The organism is Pseudomonas sp. Irchel 3E19, assembly GCF_900187585.1.
GTDB lineage: Bacteria > Pseudomonadota > Gammaproteobacteria > Pseudomonadales > Pseudomonadaceae > Aquipseudomonas > Aquipseudomonas baetica.
On sequence record NZ_FYDT01000037.1, the window covers coordinates 25765 to 44874 of the forward strand.

Genomic DNA, 19110 nt, shown 5'->3' on the forward strand with positions numbered 1-19110 from the left:
CGTTTTACGACTCGGCGCTCAGCACCATGAACAACACCATCGCCGCCAGCGGCACGCCATATACCGCACTGCCGATCACCAGTTCCGATCCCACGGACTGGCCGGCATGCACCACCCCCACCGCGCCATTAATCACCGTCAATGCCAGCCACAGCGCGGCGAAGCCGTAGGCCATGGTCTGACGGCTGAAGCCGATGCGCTCACCGATGTAGAGCATCAGGGCGAGCAGAACCAGGCCGAAGAAAATGATGATGGCGGTGTGCATAGACTTGCCTTCGGGATATGTGGTGCTTGATCCGCCGCCTTCGCGGGCAAGCCCGCTCCCACAGGGATTGGCGTCGTTCACAGATTTTGTGTTCAACGCAGAAACCTGTGGGAGCGGGCTTGCCCGCGAATGGGCCGCCTCGGTGTCCTTTAGAGCATAGCCAATTCAGTCCCCGCCCTATTCGTCAGGTGCTTTCGCGTTCGATAACGGGCTTTGGGACAGTTGGGAGGACAACGGGACCGGCGCCCAAGCGTTTTATGCCGCCCTCAAAGGACGTTTGCCCCAGTACGGGCGCAGTGCCGATTCGCTGAAGATCATGCCCGGGGTTTTCGTCGTGGTCGGGCAAACAGAGGCCCAGGCGCAGGAAAAATGTGAAACGTTTCAGCAATTGGTCGAACCCGAGGTTGGCGTCGCCTTGCTTGGGCGTATGCTGGGCAACTTCGACTTGTCGAAGTATCCGCTGGACGGGCCGTTGCCTGAGCTACCGCTGACGGAAAGCGGCCAGCAGAGCCGGCAGAAACTGCTGACAGAATTGGCGGGCCGGGAGAACCTGAGCCTTGCCGAACTCGGTCGCAAGATTGCCGGTGGGCGAGGGCATTACAGCCTGGTCGGTACCCCCGAGCAGATCGCTGATCGCTTGCAGGAATGGTTCGAACAGGGCGCGGCCGACGGTTTCAATGTGCTGGTGCCGCATTTGCCGGGCGGGCTCGAAGACTTCGCCACTGGCGTGGTCCCGGAACTGCAACGGCGCGGGTTGTTCAGAACTGAGTATGAAGGTCGGACGTTGCGCCAGAACGTTGGGCTTGCCCGACCCGGCAATAGATTTGTGTAACACCCTTCGCGAGCAGGTCGACACCCATTTCAAGACAGACAAGAGAGGATTCGATGACTTACACCGCTGCCGAAAACCGCTACGACTCCATCCCTTACCGCCGCGTCGGGCGCAGCGGTCTGGTGCTGCCGGCGCTGTCGCTGGGCCTGTGGCACAACTTCGGTGACAGCACGCCGATCGACACCCAGCGCGCCTTGCTGCGCACCGCGTTCGATCTGGGCATCAACCACTTCGACCTGGCCAACAACTACGGCCCGCCGTACGGCAGCGCCGAGACCAATTTCGGTCGCCTGCTGCGCGAAGACTTCCAGCAATACCGCGACGAACTGATCATCTCCAGCAAGGCTGGTTGGGACATGTGGCCCGGCCCTTACGGTCAGGGCGGCGGCTCGCGCAAATACGTGTTGGCCAGCCTCGACCAGAGCCTGCAACGCCTGGGGCTCGACTATGTGGATATCTTCTATTCGCACCGCTTCGACCCGGACACCCCACTGGAAGAAACCGCCAGCGCCCTCGCCACTGCCGTGCAGCAGGGCAAGGCGTTGTACATCGGTATCTCGTCGTACTCCGGGGTGAAAACCCGTGAGATCGCTGCACTGCTCAAAGAGTGGAAAGTGCCGCTGCTGATTCACCAACCGGCGTACAACCTGCTCAATCGCTGGGTGGAAAAGGATCTGCTCGATACCACCGATGAACTCGGCACCGGCGTCATCGCCTTCACGCCGTTGGCGCAAGGTCTGCTGACCGACAAATACCTCAACGGCGTGCCGGCGGATGCGCGGGTCAATCGTCCGGGCGGTGGGTCGTTTCAGGCTTCGCACTTGTCCGAAGCCAACATTGCCCACGTGCGTGCGTTGAACGAGATCGCCAAACGTCGCGGTCAGAGCCTGGCGCAACTGGCACTGGCCTGGACGCTGCGTGACCCACGAGTGACCTCGGCATTGATCGGCGCAAGCCGGCCGGAGCAGATTATCGAGAACGTCGGGGCGTTGAAGAATTTGAGCTTTAGCGCTGAGGAACTGGCGGAGATTGACCGGTTTGCCCAAGAGGGCGGGATCAATCTTTGGGAGAAGCCGTCGACGGCGGAATAAGTTTCAAGCTCAAAAAGCTTTCGCGAGCAGGCTCGCTCCCACAGGGAAATGCGTTCCAATGTGGGAGCGAGCCTGCTCGCGAAGGAGCCGGTTCAGGTAATGAAGATGTCGGTAATTACCGAAAAAACGGCACATCCCCCAACACCGTAGCCCGCTGCATCACCCGCCGCGCAGGGCGGTAGTCATCCACCGCGTAATGCTGGGTCACGCGGTTATCCCAGAACGCAATATCGTCCTTCTGCCAGCGCCAGCGAATGGTGAACTCTGGCCGCGTCGCATGGGCGAACAGAAACTTCAGAATCGCCTCGCTTTCGGTTTCCGACAGCTCATTGATCTTCGACGTAAAGCCTTCGTTGACGAACAACGAACGCCGTCCGCTGACCGGATGCGTGCGAATCACCGGGTGTGACAACGGCGGATTTTTGCGCCGTGCCTCTTCCCACTGCGCCAGCGCTTCGGGCGTATTGCCGTAACGCTCCAATGGGAACGAGCGAGTGAAATCGTGGGTGGCGGTCAGGCCTTCAAGCAAAGCCTTCAGCGGCGCCGACAGCGCCTCATACGCAGCAATCCCGCTGGCCCACAAGGTGTCGCCGCCAAACTCCGGCAACAACTTGGCGCTGAGCACCGCGCCCATCGCCGGCGTCGGCAGGAAGGTCACGTCGGTGTGCCAGATCGCGTTGTCGCGCACGTCGGTGACGGCGGTGTCGAGAATCAGCACTTCCGGCTGTTCCGGCACGTTCGGGTAGATCGGGTGAATGTGCAGGTCGCCAAAGTAATTAGCGAAGCGCGCCTGTTGCGAAGGCTCGATCGGCTGATTGCGGAAGAACAGCACCTGGAACTTGAGCAGCGCCTGCTCGATGGCGTCGCGGTACTCCAGGCTCAACGGCTGGCTGATGTCGACGCCGCTGATCTGTGCGCCGAGGGCCGAGCTTAACGGGGTGATATTGAGGCTGCTCATGGTGGTTCTCTAGAATTCGGGATTTAGCTTTTGTGGGAGCGAGCCTGCTCGCGAAAGCGGAGTGTCAGGCAGCAAAGATGTCGACAGAAAGTCAGCATTCGCGAGCAGGCTCGCTCCCACAGGGTTCTTTACATAGCAATTATTCAGTGCGCCTGGCCGTGCCATGGCACCAGTTTGCGTTGCAGAGCGCGCAGGCCCATTTCCATGGCGAAGGCGATCAGGGCGATGACCAGAATCCCCAGCACCACCACGTCGGTGACCAGAAATTGCGCGGCCGATTGCACCATGAAGCCCAAACCACTGGTGGCGGCAATCAGTTCAGCGGCGACCAGTGTCGACCAGCCAACCCCCAGACCAATGCGCACACCAGTGAGAATGTCCGGTAACGCGCTCGGCAGAATCACATGGCGAATCAGTTGTGCGCGGGTCGCACCCAGTGACTGTGCGGCGCGCAATTTCGCCGGGTCGACGGTGCGCACGCCGGTCGCAGTGGCAATCGCGATCGGGGCGAAAATCGCCAGGTAGATCAGCAGCACTTTCGACAACTCGCCAATGCCGCACCAGATCACAATCAGCGGCAGGTAGGCGAGCGGTGGGATAGGGCGGTAGAACTCGATCAACGGATCCAGTACGCCGCGAGCGATGCGGTTGGCGCCAATGGCGATGCCCACTGGCACAGCGGTCAGAATCGCAAAGCCAAGGCCCAGTCCGATGCGGCTCAGGCTCGCGCCCAAATGCTGCCAAAGGGTCGAGTCCATGTAACCGGTAGTCGCCAGCAACCAGCCTTTTTGCAACACGGCGGACGGCGGCGGCAGGAACAGCGGCTCGATCAATCCAGTGGCGGTCACCGCCCACCAGACCGCCAGCAAGGCGAACAAGGTCAACAGGCTGATCCAGCGTGTGCTGAGACTGCGGCGCAGCGGAACCGCCACTGATGGGGTTTTCACTGCCGGGGCGGAAACGTCGTAACTGCTCATGCGCGCTCCTGCCGTTGCACTGCGCTGCGTTGCGAGAACACTTTGCTCAGCACGTGCTCGCGGGTTTCGATAAACCGCGGGTCGGACTTGATCGCGCGGGCGGACTCACCAGCGGCGTAGCGCTGACCGAAATCCAGATGCAGACGCTCGACGATCTGCCCCGGATTCGGCGCGAGCAGAATCAGGTCAGTGGCGAGGAACACCGCTTCTTCAATGTCGTGGGTAATCAGGAACACCGGTTTGGCGGTGCGCTGCCAGACTTGCAGCAACAGCTCCTGCATTTGTTCGCGAGTGAAGGCATCAAGCGCGCCGAAGGGTTCGTCCATCAGCAACACGCGCGGGTCGGCAGCGAGTGCGCGGGCGAGGCCGACGCGTTGTTTCTGGCCGCCGGACAGTTGCCAGATACGGCGGTTTTCGAAACCGGCAAGATCGACCAGCGCGAGCATCTCGCGAGCGCGCTGTTCGCGTTTGTTCCTGGCCACACCGGCCAGTTCCAGACCGAAAGCCACGTTGGCCAACACGTCCTGCCAAGGCAGCAGAGCGTCGTCCTGGAACACCACGCCGCGCTCTGCGCTTGGGCCTTTGACCGGCACGCCATCGAGGGTGATGCGCCCGGCGCTCGGTTCGACGAAACCGGCAATCAGGTTCAACAGAGAAGTCTTGCCACTGCCGGACGGGCCGAGGGCCACCAGCAATTGCTGAGGCCCCAGGGTCAGAGAAATATCCGCCAGCACCGGTGTCGGGCTGCCCGGGTACTGTGCGCTGATGCGCTCCAGCTGTAGCAAGGCCATCGCGGTTACCTCCCGATCAGTTGGTGATGTATTTGGCGCTGACGTACGGCGCGTAGTCGGGCAGAACCGCTTCGACCTTGCCTTGCTCCTTGAGGAACGCGGCGGTGTCGGTGATGGCTTTGGTGGTCGGTGCGCCGAGGTCGCTGACCTGATCCGCTGCCAGCGGGTAGACGTTGCCCTGCAGCAGCAACGGAATGTCGCTGGCCTTGGCGCCGGAGAGCTTCACCAGTTTGTCGACGTTGGCTTGATCGGCGAGCCAGGCTTTCGGGTCTTTGCGGTAATCGGCGTAGGCGTCGAGGGTGACTTTGGCGAATGCCCGGACGATTTCCGGGTGCTTCTCGGCGAAGTCTTTGCGCACGATCCACGCATCGAAGGTCGGCGCGCCGAACTTGGCGAGTTCACCGGAAGTGATCAGCACTTTGCCGTTTTCCTTGGCCACGCCGAGGGCCGGATCCCACACGTAAGTGGCGTCGATATCACCGCGTTTCCACGCCGCGATGATCGCTGGCGGCGCGAGGTTGAGCACGGTGACTTTCGACGGATCGATGTTCCAGTGCTTCAGCGCGGCGAGCAGGCTGTAGTGACCGGTGGACACGAACGGCACGGCGATTTTCTTGCCGACCAGATCCTGTGGCGTCTTGATCCCGGAGCCGTCGCGGGCGACCAGCGCTTCAGCGGCGCCGATCTGGGTGGCGATGAGGAAGGTTTCCACCGGGACTTTGCGGGTGATCGCCGCGGTCAGCGGGCTCGAACCGAGGTAGCCGATCTGCACGTCACCGGAGGCAATGGCCGCGATGATGTCCGCGCCATTGTCGAACTTGCGCCAGCTGATGTCGGCCTTGGTGGCTTTTTCATAAGCGCCGTCGGCCTGAGCGACTTTCGCCGGGTCAACGGTGGTTTGGTAGGCGACGGTGAGGTCGGCAGCCTGCGCCAGAAAGCTCGCGGCAGCCAACGAGGCCACGGCCAGCAGGCGAAGCGGGAAATTCAGTTTCATGGGAGTGCTCCAGATCAGGCGACCGAGGATCGGCGTGAAAGGAGACTAAATGATCTAAGAATCTAAAAATAAATAACTTTTTAGAATGAGCTTATGAGCGGAAAAATTTAAGGCGCGGGGGATATTGATCGGCGTGGGAATGCAGCCGATGACGCTCCGCGTCACCTGGACGCGGAGCGTGGGAACGATGCAAGGCAACGCTTAGTTACTGATCGCCAAAATGCTCGCCTGATATGACCCGACAAACACATCGAAATCGCCCACTTCGTTCTGCTCCAGCTCAGCCTGCGCTGCCAGAGAAGTGCGCGCCAACTCCTCAAACTTCGCCTGCTCCGCAGCCGCCAATGGCTCACTACGGAAAAACTCGGCATGCGCCTGGCTCTGACGCAGCGAGAACTGCGCAAAGCTTTCCTTGTGCTCAGCCATCGCCGCCAACACCTGCGCCGAAGGCGTCAGCGACGGATCGCTGACCTTGGCCAGTTGTGCATCCAGCGCCTTGCTGTGTGCATCGCCGCCATGGCTTTGATCCAGCAGTGCTGCCAGTGGCGCGATTTGCTCCAGCAGTTCTGCTGCCCACGTTTTCATCTCGACCGATTCCCCGTCACGCTGCAATTGCAGGCCCGGACGGCGACCTTCCTTGACCACACTGAGGAAGTTCGCGGTCGCGTTGCCGCAACTGGTGTTGGTCAGCAGCGGGCTGTCGTTGAGTGCGCAATACAGCAGGAACGCATCGAGGAAGCGCGACTCGGTCAGATCGATGCCCATCGGCAGGAACGGGTTGATGTCCAGGCAACGCACTTCGACGTACTGAATGCCACGGGCCACCAGCGCCTGGATCGGCCGCTCGCCGGTGTAGGTCACACGTTTCGGGCGGATGTTGGAGTAGTACTCGTTTTCGATTTGCAGGATGTTGGTGTTCAACTGAACCCACTCGCCATCCTTGTGCGTGCCGACTTCAACGTAAGGCGCGTAAGGCGTGGCCACGGCTTTGCGCAGGCTGTCGGTGTAGCTGGCCAGATCGTTGTAGCACGGCGTCAGGCCAGCCTGGGCGTTGCTCTGGTAACCGAGGTCGCTCATGCGCAGGCTGGTCGCGTACGGCAGGTAGAGGGTGTCCGGGTCCAGTTGTTCCAGTTGATGCGAACGACCGCGCAGGAAACCTGCATCCAGTGCAGGCGAGGCACCGAACAGGTACATCAGCAGCCAGCTGTAACGACGGAAGTTGCGGATCAGCGCGATGTAGGAAAACGACTGGAAATCGCGGTCGGTGCCGACGAAACCTTCGGCTTCCTTCAGCAGCGGCCAGAGTTTTTCCGGCAGGGAGAAGTTGTAGTGAATCCCGGCGATGCACTGCATGGTCTTGCCGTAACGCAGGGCCAGGCCCTTGCGGTAGACATACTTGAGCTGACCGATGTTGGAGGTGCCGTAATAGGCGATCGGGATATCTTCCTCGGCCGGCAACGGGCACGGCATCGATGGACTCCACAGGTACTCGCTGCCGAGTTTGCTGTAGGCAAAACGATGAATCTTGTCCAGGCTCGCCAGCGTATCCGCCGGGTCGGGCAGGGCAGGCGTGATGAATTCCAGCAGCGACTCGGAATAGTCGGTGGTGATTTGTTCATTGGTCAGCGCGGAACCCAAGGCTTCCGGGTGCGGCGTTTGCGCCAGACGACCTTCGCTGGTCACGCGCAGGCATTCACGTTCGATACCGTGAAGGCACTGTTCGAGCAGAGAGAGGTTGGCGCGCTCACCGAGCAGAGCCAGGCGGCGGTTGAGAAGTTCGCTCAATTTGGATTCCTTCACGCGTCAGTCGCCCCAATATGGGGGTGGGCAGGACGGTCTACAAGGGTGAAGTTGAAACTGGCGTTTTCGCCTGGTTTTTCGGGCCTGAAAGCCCCCGTTGAAACGCCAACTTCATTCCCTGAATCTGGCTGATGCGCGCGAAGATTATGCGATCCCTGTGGGAGCGGGCTTGCTCGCGAAGAGGGCGTGTCAGTCAACATCAATTCGCCTGACACACCGCCTTCGCGAGCAAGCCCGCTCCCACAGAAAAGCTCGACGCTGCGATCACAGCGCCGAAATTAACTCAAAATGATGAACAACATCTACAGGACAGCGAACGTGCCTTGCGCTTTTGCGACCAGTTTGTCGCCCTGCATCACGTCGGCTTCGACCACCAACGTGCGGCGGCCCGGGTGGATGACCCGTGCCGTGCACAGCACCTCACCGTCAGAAACGGCGCGGATGTAGTTGATCTTGCACTCGATGGTCGCGCTCTGCTGATCGAAGCCATGAACGCTGGAACAGGCCAGCCCCATGGCGATGTCGACCAGACTGAACAGCGCGCCGCCGTGCAACTTGCCGCCGCGATTGCGCAGTTCCGGTTCCAGCCCCAGGGCGACTTGCGCCACCCCGGTTTCCAGGCTGTGCAGGCGGCAGCCCAACAGCTTGAAAAACGCGCTCTCGACGAGCCCGGCCGGAATCTCCATCAGCGTTTTTTCAACTGCTTGGCGTTGGCGAACAGCGAAGCCATCGCATTGTTCACCGGCGCGGCGGTGGCGGTTTCCTTGCGTGGCGCGTTGTTCGAAGGCTGGCGTTGCGCCGAGCCCGGGCGCGAGCCACGGGCGCCATCGATCTTCTCGCCCGGGGTGTCACCCATGCGCATCGACAAGCCCACGCGTTTGCGCGGAATGTCGACTTCCATGACCTTCACTTTCACCACGTCACCGGCCTTCACCGCTTCACGTGGATCCTTGATGAACTTCTCCGACAGCGCCGAGATGTGTACCAGACCGTCCTGATGCACGCCGATGTCGACGAACGCGCCGAACGCGGTCACGTTGGTCACGACGCCTTCGAGGATCATCCCCAGTTGCAGGTCCTTGAGGTCTTCGACGCCTTCCTGGAACTCGGCAGTCTTGAACTCCGGACGCGGGTCGCGGCCCGGTTTTTCCAGTTCCTGGAGGATGTCGGTTACGGTCGGCAGACCGAAGGTCTCGTCGGTGAACTTCTTCGGATCCAGACGCTTGAGGAACCCGGCATCGCCGATCAGCGAGCGGATGTCGCGGTCGGTTTCAGCGGCAATGCGCTGCACCAGCGGATAGGCTTCCGGGTGAACCGCCGAGGAATCCAGCGGGTTGTCGCCGTTCATCACGCGCAAGAAACCGGCGGCCTGTTCGAAGGTTTTTTCGCCCAGACGCGCGACTTTCTTCAGCGCTGCGCGGGTTTTGAACGCGCCGTGCTCGTCGCGGTGCGCCACGATGTTCTGCGCCAGTGTTGCGTTTAGGCCGGAGATCCGTGCCAGTAGCGCCACGGAAGCCGTGTTCACGTCGACGCCGACGGCGTTCACGCAGTCCTCGACCACAGCGTCCAGACCGCGCGCCAGTTTCAGTTGCGACACGTCGTGCTGATACTGGCCGACACCGATGGATTTCGGATCGATCTTCACCAGTTCAGCGAGCGGATCCTGCAAGCGACGGGCAATCGATACCGCGCCACGGATCGACACGTCCAGATCCGGGAATTCCTTGGCTGCCAGTTCCGATGCCGAGTACACCGATGCGCCCGCCTCGGAGACCATGACCTTGGTCATCTTCATCGCTGGATATTTTTTGATCAGCTCGATCGCCAGTTTGTCGGTTTCGCGGCTGGCGGTGCCGTTGCCGATAGCGATCAGGTCAACCGAGTGCTTGGCGCACAGGGCCGCCAGAATGGCGATGGTCTGATCCCATTTGTTGTGCGGCACGTGCGGGTAAACCGTGGCGTGATCGAGCAGTTTGCCGGTCGAATCGACCACCGCCACCTTGCAACCGGTGCGCAGGCCCGGGTCGAGGCCCAAGGTTGCGCGCGGACCGGCCGGAGCAGCCAGCAGCAGGTCGTGCAGGTTGTGCGCGAAGACGTTGATCGCCTCGGTTTCGGCGCCGTCGCGCAACTCGCCCAGCAGGTCGGTTTCGAGATGCGTGTAGAGCTTGACCTTCCAGGTCCAGCGCACCACCTCACCGAGCCATTTGTCGGCCGGGCGGTTCTGGTTCTGGATGCCGAATTGCTGGCCGATCATGCCTTCGCATGGGTGCATGGTGCCCGGCAGTTCGTCGCCGACTTTCAACGCGGAGCTGAGAATGCCTTCGTTGCGGCCACGGAAGATCGCCAGGGCGCGGTGCGACGGCATGCTTTTCAGCGGTTCGTCGTGTTCGAAGTAATCGCGGAACTTGGCGCCTTCTTCTTCCTTGCCGGCGATCACGCGGGCACTGAGGGTCGCTTCCTGCTTGAGGTAGGTACGCAGTTTTTCCAGCAGGCTGGCGTCTTCGGCGAAACGCTCCATCAGGATGTATTTGGCGCCTTCGAGCGCTGCCTTCACATCGGCCACGCCTTTTTCGGCGTCGACGAAGCGCGCGGCTTCGGCTTCCGGGGCCAGGTTCGGGTCGTTGAACAGGCCGTCGGCCAGGTCGCCGAGGCCGGCTTCCAGGGCGATCTGGCCCTTGGTGCGGCGCTTCTGCTTGTACGGCAGGTACAAGTCTTCGAGGCGGGTCTTGGTGTCGGCGAGTTTGATGTCGCGCTCGAGGGCAGGGGTGAGTTTGCCTTGCTCTTCGATGCTGGCGAGGATGCTGATGCGCCGTTCGTCGAGTTCTCGCAGGTAGCGCAGACGCTCTTCCAGATGACGCAACTGGGTGTCATCGAGGCTGCCGGTGACTTCTTTCCGGTAACGGGCGATGAAGGGAACGGTAGAGCCTTCATCGAGTAGCGCGACGGCCGCTTCGACCTGTTGTGGGCGTACGCCGAGTTCCTCGGCGATGCGGCTGTTGATGCTGTCCATAAAACCACCTGACATATTGTGAAAGCAGGCTCGCAGGCACGGAAATAAAGGCCCGGAGTCTGGTTGAGCGGCTGGAAAATTGCCGCTGCCTGGGTCAAAAGGCAGTCCATTGACCCGTGAAATCGAACAATTACTGCGGTCGCCAGGAAAAAAGCCCGGCCACCTGCGGTAACGATTCAGACGTTGCCTGGCACAAAACGCCGCGCATTATAACCAGCGTTCTGTCATTCGGGGGTGTCACAGTCTGTAGGCTTAAACCCCTGTTTTCTGGCAGTGAAGGAAAAATCTGCTAACAATGCACACGGTGCGTATAACGACAGCTACGCCATAATGCGCGCCGAGCTAAAAGGAGCATCTAATGAGCAGCACTGCACAAACTGCTGAAGGCGAAAAAATTCTCATCGTTGACGACGATCCGGGGCTGAGCAGCCTGCTGGAACGGTTTTTCGTCAGCAAGGGCTACCGTGCCCGTACCGTACCGAACACCGAGCAAATGGATCGTCTGCTCTCGCGTGAGGTCTTCAATCTGGTCGTCCTCGACCTGATGCTGCCCGGCGAAGACGGTCTGACCGCTTGCCGTCGTCTGCGGGCGGCGAACAACCAGATCCCGATCATCATGCTCACCGCCAAGGGCGATGAGATGAGCCGCATCAAGGGCCTGGAGCTGGGCGCCGACGATTATCTGGCCAAACCGTTCAACCCGGACGAGCTGATGGCCCGGGTCAAAGCGGTACTGCGTCGCCAGGCTGCCCCGGTACCGGGCGCGCCGGGCAGCGAAGACGAAAACGTCACCTTTGGTGATTACGTGCTGTCGCTGGCCACCCGTGAACTGAAACGTGGCGACGAAGTACACATGCTCACCACCGGTGAGTTTGCGGTACTCAAGGCCCTGGTCATGAACGCGCGCCAGCCACTGACCCGCGACAAACTGATGAACCTGGCCCGTGGCCGCGAATGGGATGCTCTGGAGCGTTCCATCGACGTGCAGATTTCCCGTCTGCGCCGGATGATCGAACCCGATCCGTCGAAACCGCGCTACATCCAGACTGTCTGGGGCGTGGGCTACGTGTTTGTTCCGGATGGCACTGCCACCAAGTGATCGGTGATTTGTAGGAGCGAGTCTGCCGGGTGCTGGTCGAACGGCCATCCCCGCAGACTCGCAATCCGCAATATGCGAGCATTGCTCGCTCCTGCAAGTGTGTAGCGGTTATTGATGAAAACCCCCGTCTGGTTCCCCCAAAGTTTTTTCTCTCGCACCCTTTGGCTGGTGCTCATTGTCGTGCTGTTTTCCAAGGCGCTGACCCTGGTTTATCTGTTGATGAACGAGGACGTGCTGGTGGACCGCCAATACAGCCACGGCGTCGCCCTGACGCTGCGCGCCTATTGGGCCGCCGACGAAGAAAATCGCGCGAAGATCGCTGACGCTGCAACCCTGATCCGGGTGGTGGGCGCCGGTGTGCCGGAAGGCGAACAGCACTGGCCGTACAGCGAAATCTACCAGCGGCAAATGCAGGCGGAGCTGGGCGCGGACACCGAAGTGCGCTTACGCATGCACTCGCCGCCGGCGCTGTGGGTTCGCGCGCCGAGCCTGGGTGATGGCTGGCTGAAAGTCCCGCTGTACCCGCACCCGTTGCGCGGCCAGAAAATCTGGAACGTGCTCGGTTGGTTCCTGGCCATCGGTTTGCTGTCGACGGCGTCGGCGTGGATTTTCGTCAGCCAGCTCAACCAGCCCTTGAAGCGGCTGGTCTATGCCGCCCGGCAACTCGGTCAGGGCCGCAGCGTGCGCCTGCCGATCAGCGACACGCCGAGCGAAATGACCGAGGTGTATCGCGCCTTCAATCAGATGGCCGAAGACGTCGAACAGGCCGGACGCGAGCGTGAACTGATGCTCGCCGGGGTTTCACATGATTTACGCACACCTTTGACCCGTTTGCGCCTGTCACTGGAATTGATGGGCGACCGCAACGACCTGACCGATGACATGGTGCGTGACATCGAAGACATGGACGCGATTCTCGACCAGTTCCTCGCGTTCATTCGCGATGGTCGCGATGAGTCGGTGGAAGAGGTCGATCTCAGCGACCTGGTGCGCGAAGTCGCGGCACCGTACAACCAGACCGAAGAGAAAGTTCGCTTGCGTCTGGAGCCGATCCAGCCGTTTCCGTTACGTCGGGTTTCGATGAAACGCTTGTTGAATAACCTGATCGGCAACGCCTTGAATCATGCCGGCAGTGGCGTTGAAGTCGCGGCTTATGTGTCCGGTGACACCAGCGCCCCCTATGTGGTGCTGAGTGTGATGGACCGTGGCGCAGGGATTGATCCGTCGGAGCTTGAGGCGATTTTCAACCCGTTCACCCGTGGCGACCGTGCGCGCGGCGGCAAGGGTACTGGATTGGGATTGGCGATCGTGAAGCGGATTGCTTCGATGCATGGCGGCAATGTTGAGTTGCGTAATCGGTCCGGTGGTGGACTGGAGGCGCGGGTAAGGTTGCCGTTGGGGTTGATGTTGCCTCGGGATGCTGTTTAAACACTGACATCTATGGTGAGGCTGATGGCCCCTTCGCGGGCAAGCCCGCTCCCACAGGGTCCGCGATGTTCACATGATTTGTGTACGACACGGGCATGGTGGGAGCGGGCTTGCCCGCGAAGGCGGCCTCTCAGCCGCCACATATTTCCGGGCTTAACCTTTACCCTTGGTCCGGGTCATGTTCGGCCCGCCATTCTTCTCAAGATGCTCAATGATGATCCCCGCCACGTTCTTGCCGGTGGTGGTCTCGATCCCCTCCAATCCCGGCGACGAGTTCACCTCCATCACCAACGGCCCGTGATTGGATCGCAGGATATCCACGCCCGCAACCGACAGGCCCATGACTTTCGCCGCCCGCAACGCAGTCATGCGTTCTTCCGGGGTGATCTTGATCAGGCTGGCGCTGCCGCCGCGATGCAGGTTGGAGCGGAACTCCCCCGGTTTGGCCTGACGCTTCATCGCCGCGATCACCTTGTCGCCGACCACGAAGCAGCGAATGTCCGCACCGCCAGCCTCCTTGATGTACTCCTGAACCATGATGTTCTGCTTCAGGCCCATGAACGCTTCGATCACCGACTCGGCGGCGGTCGCGGTTTCACACAGCACCACACCGATACCCTGGGTGCCTTCCAGCACTTTGATCACCAGCGGCGCGCCGTTGACCATGTCGATGAGGTCGGGAATATCATCCGGCGAGTGGGCAAATCCGGTCACCGGCAAACCGATGCCGCGGCGCGACAACAACTGCAACGAACGCAATTTGTCGCGCGAGCGGGCGATGGCCACCGATTCATTCAGCGGAAACACCCCCATCATTTCGAACTGGCGCAAGACCGCGCAGCCATAGAACGTCACCGACGCCCCGATCCGCGGAATCACGGCGTCGAAGCCTTCCAGCGGTTTGCCGCGATAGTGGATCTGCGGCTTGTGGCTGGCGATGTTCATGTAGGCGCGCAAGGTGTCGATCACGACCATTTCATGCCCGCGTTCGGTGCCGGCTTCAACCAGACGACGGGTGGAATACAGACGCGGGTTCCGCGACAGCACAGCGATCTTCATGCAACACCTGTGGAGGAGGTAGATACCGGGAACACCGGCTTGTCTTGTACATATTTGATGCCCGGATTGACCACCAGGTGGCCGTCGATCAAGGCTTTGGAACCGAGCAACAGGCGATAGCGCATGGACTTGCGGCAGGCGAGGGTGAACTCGATCGGCCAGACCCGATCACCCAGGGCCAGTGTCGTGCTGATCACGTAGCGTTCCTGGGTATGACCGTTGGAGCTTTTAATGGTTTTACGCGTCACCAGCGGCGCTTCACAGCGACGGTGACGCAACTGCACCACCGTGCCCAGATGCGCGGTGAAGCGCACCCACTTCTTGCCGTCGCGTTCGAACGGTTCGATGTCGGTGGCATGCAGGCTGGAGGTGCTGGCGCCGGTGTCGATTTTTGCCCGCAGGCCCGCGACTCCCAAATCCGGGAGCGCCACCCACTCGCGCAGACCGACAACGGTCAAATGGTCAAATGTCTTCAAAAAAATGCTCAACCGTGACAACCGCTCAGCCCGCAGGGGCCGGATTCGCGGTATTCACGCAGAATAAGGGTTAAAAGGCGACAGATTTCTACAGCCCGCAATACCAGCCCCTGAAGCAGGTACCGGAATGGGTGCATTGTAATCCGGGATGCTGCAATTCATGGCACGACAGAAACGGTAGTACAGTTCACCCATATTTCAGAATGAGGACATTCCATGGCACAAAAAAGCGAAGAGGACGACAAGGTCCGTCTCGATAAGTGGCTATGGGCAGCGCGTTTTTATAAAACCCGTGCCTTGGCCAAAGCGGCGATCGAGAGTGGCAAGGTGCATTGTCGAGGCGAGCGCTGCAAGCCTGGCAAAGAGCCACGCATTGGCGATGAATTCGAGATTCGCACCGGTTTCGAAGTGCGCACGGTGAGGGTCGAGGCGTTGTCCATCGTGCGTCGTGGCGCGCCTGAGGCACAGACGTTGTATGCCGAGACCGAAGTGAGTGTTGAAAAGCGTGAGGCGGCTGCGGCGATGCGCAAGGCCGGGGCGCTGGGCGTGAGCACCGATGGCAAACCGAGCAAGAAGCAGCGGCGGGACTTGTTCAAATTTCGTGGGAACAGCAATGCCGAGTAGGGCGATGTTCAATGTTGTCTGTGCCGTCCCTTTCGCGAGCAAGCTCGCTCTCACAGTTGACCGAGTTGCTTGAACGCTACGCGGTCATTGTGGGAGCGAGCTTGCTCGCGAATCGAGTCCGCAGCACTCGCCCTGAACAACTCGATATCAGACGCTACGCACCACACTCATCCGCGAAACAACCGGCAGTTTGCCGAGCAGATTGAAAATCGGCGCTGTCACCTTCAGCCAGAAATTTGCTGCGTGATACGCAAACGGCGTGTAGTAGCCCCAGCCTAACGCCCACACCGCCAGCAATACACCACCGATGTAATCGTCCTGACCCCAATGCGCGCCGGCCACCAGCCGCGGCAGCATGAACAGCAAGGTCAGACCCCAGATCGTCAGGAACTGCCCGGTCGTGCGGCTGAACATGCCCATGAACAGCGCCCAGATCAACAGCACCGAAGCATGGTCACCGGGAAAGCTCTGGCTCGAGCGATCCTTCAGCTCCCAGGTCTTTTCCAGATGCGGGAAGTAGTCGCTCATGTGAACGGCGCCTTGCAGCATCATCGACGGGCTGCTGTGCTGCCAGTCCATGTAATCGGCGAACTTGGAAAACAGCGCGCGGATCACCACCATCAACAACAGGATCGACAGGAAACCGAAAAACGCCCGGCGTACATCAATGGCCTTGAATAACCAGTCGCCCTTGATCAGCAGCGTCAGCAGAATCAGCCCGACCACGATGTCGAACGGGCGCAGACTTGCAATTGCCCAGATGTGGAGCCATATCGGGTTGCTGGCCAGCGGTGCATTGAGCGAGCGGAACAGCCACTCGTCGAAAATCACACACAGCGAGTTGCCCGTAGGCCATAACCAGAAAGTCAGTAGCGCTAATGGCACTACGTTGCACAGAACCAGCCGGCCGAGGTTCCACCTTGATTGGAACAAACCCGGATTGTTCATAAAATGCCTCCCGTGGCTAAGCAGCAGGCACCAAAAAGGGTGCCAAGGCGCGCAAATTTTCATGTTTTGTAACCATTTTGTCATCACTTTCAGATACCCAGACCTATGACCGACCTAACGGATACCGATTTCACCCAACGCTTCATCTTCGATGACAGCGACACCCGCGGCGAACTGGTCGCGCTTGAGCGCAGCTACGCTGAAGTCCTCGCCAAGCACCCGTACCCGGAGCCGGTTGCGCAATTGCTGGGCGAATTGATGGCGGCCGCCTCCTTGCTGGTGGGCACGCTGAAGTTCGACGGCTTGCTGATTCTGCAGGCGCGTTCCGAAGGCCCGATCCCGATGTTGATGATCGAATGCTCCAGCGAGCGTGAAATCCGTGGCCTGGCGCGTTACAACGCCGATCAGATTGCGGCAGATGCGACCCTCAGCGACTTGATGCCAAACGGCGTCCTGGCTCTTACCGTCGACCCGACTGTCGGCCAGCGCTATCAAGGCATCGTCGATCTTGATGGCGAAACCCTGTCCGATTGCTTCACCAACTACTTCGTCATGTCGCAACAGGTCGGTACCCGCTTCAAGTTGTTCGCTGACGGTCGTCGTGCCCGTGGCCTGCTGCTGCAACAACTGCCGGCCGATCGCCTGAAAGACGAAGAAGACCGCGCCGCCAGTTGGCAGCACATCACCGCATTGGCCAGCACCCTGACCGCCGATGAATTGTTGAGCCTGGACAACGAAACCGTGCTGCACCGCCTCTACCATGAAGAGCAAGTGCGCCTGTTCGATGTGCAGCGTCTGCACTTTCATTGCAGTTGCTCGCGGGAACGCTCGGGCACTGCGTTGGTCAGTCTGGGTCTGGAAGATGCGCAGGCGCTGGTGGCCGAACAGGGCGGCAAAATCGAGATCGATTGCCAGTTCTGCAACGAGCGTTACGTCTACGATGCGGCCGATATCGCTCAATTGTTCGCTGGTGCGGGCGTCGACACGCCGTCAGATACCCGGCACTAAAACGGTTCAGCGCAGGTAAATTCACTGCGTAACGACGGAATTTCGCCGTTACGACGGGAGGACCCTACTCTTTTTGGGCTTTTCTGGCATAATCCGGCCCACTTTTTTCGCGGTAGTAGTGCACGACTTTCTACTACAAAACGTTTGGAGCACACTCGGCCACTGGCCGACGGGGAACCTCATGACGCAAGCCAATAACGCCGTGTACACCGATCTGAGTGTTGATGATCTGGTAAAAGAAGCCCTGAACCGCGGTGAAGGCGAGCTTGCCGATACCGGCGCTCTGGTAGTTCGCACCGGTCATCGCACCGGCCGTTCGCCAGTCGACCGTTTCATCGTTGAAGAGCCTTCCACCCAGGCCGCTATCGCCTGGGGCCCGATCAACCGCAAGTTCCCGGCCGACAAGTTCGACGCGCTGTGGGCTCGTGTCGAGGCGTTCAACAACGCGCAAGAGCACTTTGTTTCCCACGTGCATGTAGGCGCGGCCGAAGATCACTACCTGGCCGTGAAAATGACTACACAGACTGCCTGGCAGAACCTGTTCGGTCGTTGCCTGTTCATCAACCCGGCTCAGTACAACCCGGCTGGCCGTGAAGAATGGCAAGTGCTCAACGTGGCCAACTTCGAGTGCGTGCCTGAGCGTGACGGCACCAACTCCGACGGTTGCGTGATCCTCAACTTCGCCCAGAAGAAAGTCCTGATCGCTGGCATGCGTTACGCCGGTGAAATGAAGAAAGCCATGTTCTCCGTGCAGAACTTCCTGCTGCCGGCTGCTGACGTGCTGCCAATGCACTGCGCTGCCAACATCGGCGAAGAAGGCGACGTGACCCTGTTCTTCGGTCTGTCGGGCACTGGTAAAACCACCCTGTCGGCTGACGAAAGCCGTTACCTGATCGGTGACGACGAACACGGCTGGGGCGAAGGCGTTGTCTTCAACATCGAAGGCGGTTGCTACGCCAAGTGCATCGACTTGTCCGAGAAGAACGAGCCGGTCATCTGGAAAGCCATCAAGCACGGCGCCGTGCTGGAAAACGTTGTCATCGACGACGCCAAGCACGCCGACTACGCGGATGTCAGCCTGACCCAGAACAGCCGCGCCGCGTACCCGCTGGAGCACGTTGCCAAGCGTTCCGAGCACAACCTGGGCGGCGAACCAAACGCTGTGATCTTCCTGACCTGCGACCTGACCGGCGTACTGCCGCCAGTGTCGATCCTCAACGAAGAACAAGCGGCCTACCACTTCCTGTCCGGCTACACCGCTCTGGTGGGCTCGACTGAAATGGGTTCGGGCAGCGGCATCAAGTCGACCTTCTCCACCTGCTTCGGCGCACCGTTCTTTCCGCGTCCGGCTGGCGAATACGCAGAGCTGCTGATCAAGCGCATCCGCGGCTTTGGCTCCAAGGTCTACCTGGTCAACACCGGCTGGACCGGCGGCGGCTACGGCGTTGGCAAACGCTTCAACATCCCGACCACCCGCGCAGTGATCGCAGCGATCCAGAGCGGCGCGCTGATCGGTGCCGCCACTGAGCACCTCGACACCATCAACCTCGACGTGCCACTGGCCGTACCGGGCGTTGAAACCAACCTGCTCAACCCACGCAACACCTGGGCTGACAAGGCTGCGTACGACGAGGCCGCGAAAGCACTGGCCGGTCTGTTCATCGAGAACTTCAAGAAGTTCGAAGTGAGCGACGCGATCAAGGCTGCTGGGCCGAAGTTGTAAGACTTAGTTTCTGGTGAATGAAAAAGC

At 60.3% G+C, this 19110-nt stretch carries 17 protein-coding genes and 1 pseudogene; 7 read left to right on the forward strand and 11 right to left on the reverse strand.

What is annotated here, in order from left to right:
* Positions 1 to 4: 4 nt before the first annotated feature.
* Positions 5 to 265: a hypothetical protein gene (locus CKW18_RS21020; RefSeq protein ID WP_095190559.1), complete on the reverse strand. Its 261-nt coding sequence runs from the start codon at positions 263 to 265 to the stop codon at positions 5 to 7.
* 244 nt (positions 266 to 509) lie between these two features.
* On the opposite strand from CKW18_RS21020, the pseudogene CKW18_RS21025 reads away from it, so the two are divergent.
* Both CKW18_RS21025 and mgrA read left to right on the forward strand, forming a co-directional pair.
* A pseudogene (locus CKW18_RS21025) lies at positions 510 to 1097 on the forward strand (LLM class flavin-dependent oxidoreductase); the annotation flags it as partial.
* Between the two features lie 53 nt (positions 1098 to 1150).
* Positions 1151 to 2188 (forward strand): L-glyceraldehyde 3-phosphate reductase, encoded by a 1038-nt coding sequence (gene mgrA, locus CKW18_RS21030; RefSeq protein WP_095190560.1) that lies wholly within the window; start codon positions 1151 to 1153, stop codon positions 2186 to 2188.
* Between the two features lie 115 nt (positions 2189 to 2303).
* Here mgrA and tauD read toward each other — a convergent pair whose 3' ends face one another.
* The 7 genes from tauD to CKW18_RS21065 form a co-directional block, all read right to left on the reverse strand.
* Positions 2304 to 3146, reverse strand: a complete 843-nt coding sequence (gene tauD, locus CKW18_RS21035) for a taurine dioxygenase (protein ID WP_095190561.1) — start codon at positions 3144 to 3146, stop codon at positions 2304 to 2306.
* A 143-nt stretch (positions 3147 to 3289) separates the two neighbouring features.
* Positions 3290 to 4123 carry a taurine ABC transporter permease TauC gene (gene tauC / locus CKW18_RS21040; protein ID WP_095190562.1) on the reverse strand — a complete coding sequence of 278 codons (834 nt, stop codon included), beginning with the start codon at positions 4121 to 4123 and terminating at the stop codon, positions 3290 to 3292.
* Positions 4120 to 4914, reverse strand: coding sequence for a taurine ABC transporter ATP-binding subunit (gene tauB, locus CKW18_RS21045; protein WP_095190563.1), 795 nt, complete (start codon positions 4912 to 4914; stop codon positions 4120 to 4122). The genes tauC and tauB overlap by 4 nt, the downstream gene beginning before the upstream one ends.
* A 16-nt stretch (positions 4915 to 4930) precedes the next feature.
* Complete coding sequence (gene tauA, locus CKW18_RS21050) at positions 4931 to 5908, reverse strand: taurine ABC transporter substrate-binding protein (RefSeq protein WP_095190564.1); 978 nt, start codon at positions 5906 to 5908, stop codon at positions 4931 to 4933.
* A gap of 201 nt (positions 5909 to 6109) precedes the next feature.
* Entirely contained in the window at positions 6110 to 7693 is a 1584-nt protein-coding gene (gshA, locus tag CKW18_RS21055) for a glutamate--cysteine ligase (protein ID WP_095190565.1), read from the reverse strand.
* 317 nt (positions 7694 to 8010) lie between these two features.
* Positions 8011 to 8394 (reverse strand): PaaI family thioesterase, encoded by a 384-nt coding sequence (locus CKW18_RS21060; RefSeq protein WP_095190566.1) that lies wholly within the window; start codon positions 8392 to 8394, stop codon positions 8011 to 8013.
* Positions 8394 to 10718, reverse strand: a complete 2325-nt coding sequence (locus CKW18_RS21065; RefSeq protein ID WP_095190567.1) for a Tex family protein — start codon at positions 10716 to 10718, stop codon at positions 8394 to 8396. The genes CKW18_RS21060 and CKW18_RS21065 overlap by 1 nt, the downstream gene beginning before the upstream one ends.
* Before the next feature lie 358 nt (positions 10719 to 11076).
* Between CKW18_RS21065 and ompR the strand changes: the two genes are divergently transcribed.
* Both ompR and CKW18_RS21075 read left to right on the forward strand, forming a co-directional pair.
* Positions 11077 to 11817 (forward strand): two-component system response regulator OmpR, encoded by a 741-nt coding sequence (ompR, locus tag CKW18_RS21070; protein WP_095190568.1) that lies wholly within the window; start codon positions 11077 to 11079, stop codon positions 11815 to 11817.
* Between the two features lie 114 nt (positions 11818 to 11931).
* On the forward strand, positions 11932 to 13245 hold the full coding sequence (locus tag CKW18_RS21075) for an ATP-binding protein (protein ID WP_095190569.1): 1314 nt from the start codon (positions 11932 to 11934) through the stop codon (positions 13243 to 13245).
* A gap of 153 nt (positions 13246 to 13398) precedes the next feature.
* Here the strand turns inward: CKW18_RS21075 and rimK are convergent, their stop codons facing one another.
* A complete protein-coding gene (gene rimK / locus CKW18_RS21080; protein ID WP_007952690.1) occupies positions 13399 to 14304 on the reverse strand; it encodes a 30S ribosomal protein S6--L-glutamate ligase in 906 nt (301 codons plus the stop codon).
* A complete protein-coding gene (locus tag CKW18_RS21085; RefSeq protein WP_170947297.1) occupies positions 14301 to 14747 on the reverse strand; it encodes an ATP-dependent zinc protease in 447 nt (148 codons plus the stop codon). Before CKW18_RS21085 ends, rimK begins: the two co-directional genes overlap by 4 nt.
* A 249-nt stretch (positions 14748 to 14996) precedes the next feature.
* On the opposite strand from CKW18_RS21085, the gene CKW18_RS21090 reads away from it, so the two are divergent.
* Positions 14997 to 15404 (forward strand): RNA-binding S4 domain-containing protein, encoded by a 408-nt coding sequence (locus tag CKW18_RS21090; protein ID WP_095190571.1) that lies wholly within the window; start codon positions 14997 to 14999, stop codon positions 15402 to 15404.
* Positions 15405 to 15551: 147 nt separating this feature from the next.
* Here CKW18_RS21090 and CKW18_RS21095 read toward each other — a convergent pair whose 3' ends face one another.
* A complete protein-coding gene (locus tag CKW18_RS21095) occupies positions 15552 to 16352 on the reverse strand; it encodes a phosphatase PAP2 family protein (protein ID WP_095190572.1) in 801 nt (266 codons plus the stop codon).
* A 105-nt stretch (positions 16353 to 16457) separates the two neighbouring features.
* On the opposite strand from CKW18_RS21095, the gene hslO reads away from it, so the two are divergent.
* Positions 16458 to 17360 carry an Hsp33 family molecular chaperone HslO gene (gene hslO / locus CKW18_RS21100; RefSeq protein WP_095190573.1) on the forward strand — a complete coding sequence of 301 codons (903 nt, stop codon included), beginning with the start codon at positions 16458 to 16460 and terminating at the stop codon, positions 17358 to 17360.
* 181 nt (positions 17361 to 17541) lie between these two features.
* A complete protein-coding gene (locus CKW18_RS21105; RefSeq protein ID WP_007917942.1) occupies positions 17542 to 19083 on the forward strand; it encodes a phosphoenolpyruvate carboxykinase in 1542 nt (513 codons plus the stop codon).
* The last annotated feature ends 27 nt before the right edge of the window (positions 19084 to 19110 follow it).

What these genes read in the sequence shown, in the direction of transcription:
- CKW18_RS21095 (WP_095190572.1), bottom strand. Translation starts at nt 16,352, where the DNA reads ATGAACAATCCGGGTTTGTTCCAATCAAGGTGGAACCTCGGCCGGCTG.
- CKW18_RS21075 (WP_095190569.1), top strand. Translation starts at nt 11,932, where the DNA reads ATGAAAACCCCCGTCTGGTTCCCCCAAAGTTTTTTCTCTCGCACCCTT.
- CKW18_RS21020 (WP_095190559.1), bottom strand. Translation starts at nt 265, where the DNA reads ATGCACACCGCCATCATCATTTTCTTCGGCCTGGTTCTGCTCGCCCTG.
- CKW18_RS21090 (WP_095190571.1), top strand. Translation starts at nt 14,997, where the DNA reads ATGGCACAAAAAAGCGAAGAGGACGACAAGGTCCGTCTCGATAAGTGG.
- ompR (WP_095190568.1), top strand. Translation starts at nt 11,077, where the DNA reads ATGAGCAGCACTGCACAAACTGCTGAAGGCGAAAAAATTCTCATCGTT.
- mgrA (WP_095190560.1), top strand. Translation starts at nt 1,151, where the DNA reads ATGACTTACACCGCTGCCGAAAACCGCTACGACTCCATCCCTTACCGC.
- CKW18_RS21105 (WP_007917942.1), top strand. Translation starts at nt 17,542, where the DNA reads ATGACGCAAGCCAATAACGCCGTGTACACCGATCTGAGTGTTGATGAT.
- tauB (WP_095190563.1), bottom strand. Translation starts at nt 4,914, where the DNA reads ATGGCCTTGCTACAGCTGGAGCGCATCAGCGCACAGTACCCGGGCAGC.
- CKW18_RS21060 (WP_095190566.1), bottom strand. Translation starts at nt 8,394, where the DNA reads ATGGAGATTCCGGCCGGGCTCGTCGAGAGCGCGTTTTTCAAGCTGTTG.
- tauC (WP_095190562.1), bottom strand. Translation starts at nt 4,123, where the DNA reads ATGAGCAGTTACGACGTTTCCGCCCCGGCAGTGAAAACCCCATCAGTG.
- hslO (WP_095190573.1), top strand. Translation starts at nt 16,458, where the DNA reads ATGACCGACCTAACGGATACCGATTTCACCCAACGCTTCATCTTCGAT.
- tauD (WP_095190561.1), bottom strand. Translation starts at nt 3,146, where the DNA reads ATGAGCAGCCTCAATATCACCCCGTTAAGCTCGGCCCTCGGCGCACAG.
- tauA (WP_095190564.1), bottom strand. Translation starts at nt 5,908, where the DNA reads ATGAAACTGAATTTCCCGCTTCGCCTGCTGGCCGTGGCCTCGTTGGCT.
- CKW18_RS21065 (WP_095190567.1), bottom strand. Translation starts at nt 10,718, where the DNA reads ATGGACAGCATCAACAGCCGCATCGCCGAGGAACTCGGCGTACGCCCA.
- rimK (WP_007952690.1), bottom strand. Translation starts at nt 14,304, where the DNA reads ATGAAGATCGCTGTGCTGTCGCGGAACCCGCGTCTGTATTCCACCCGT.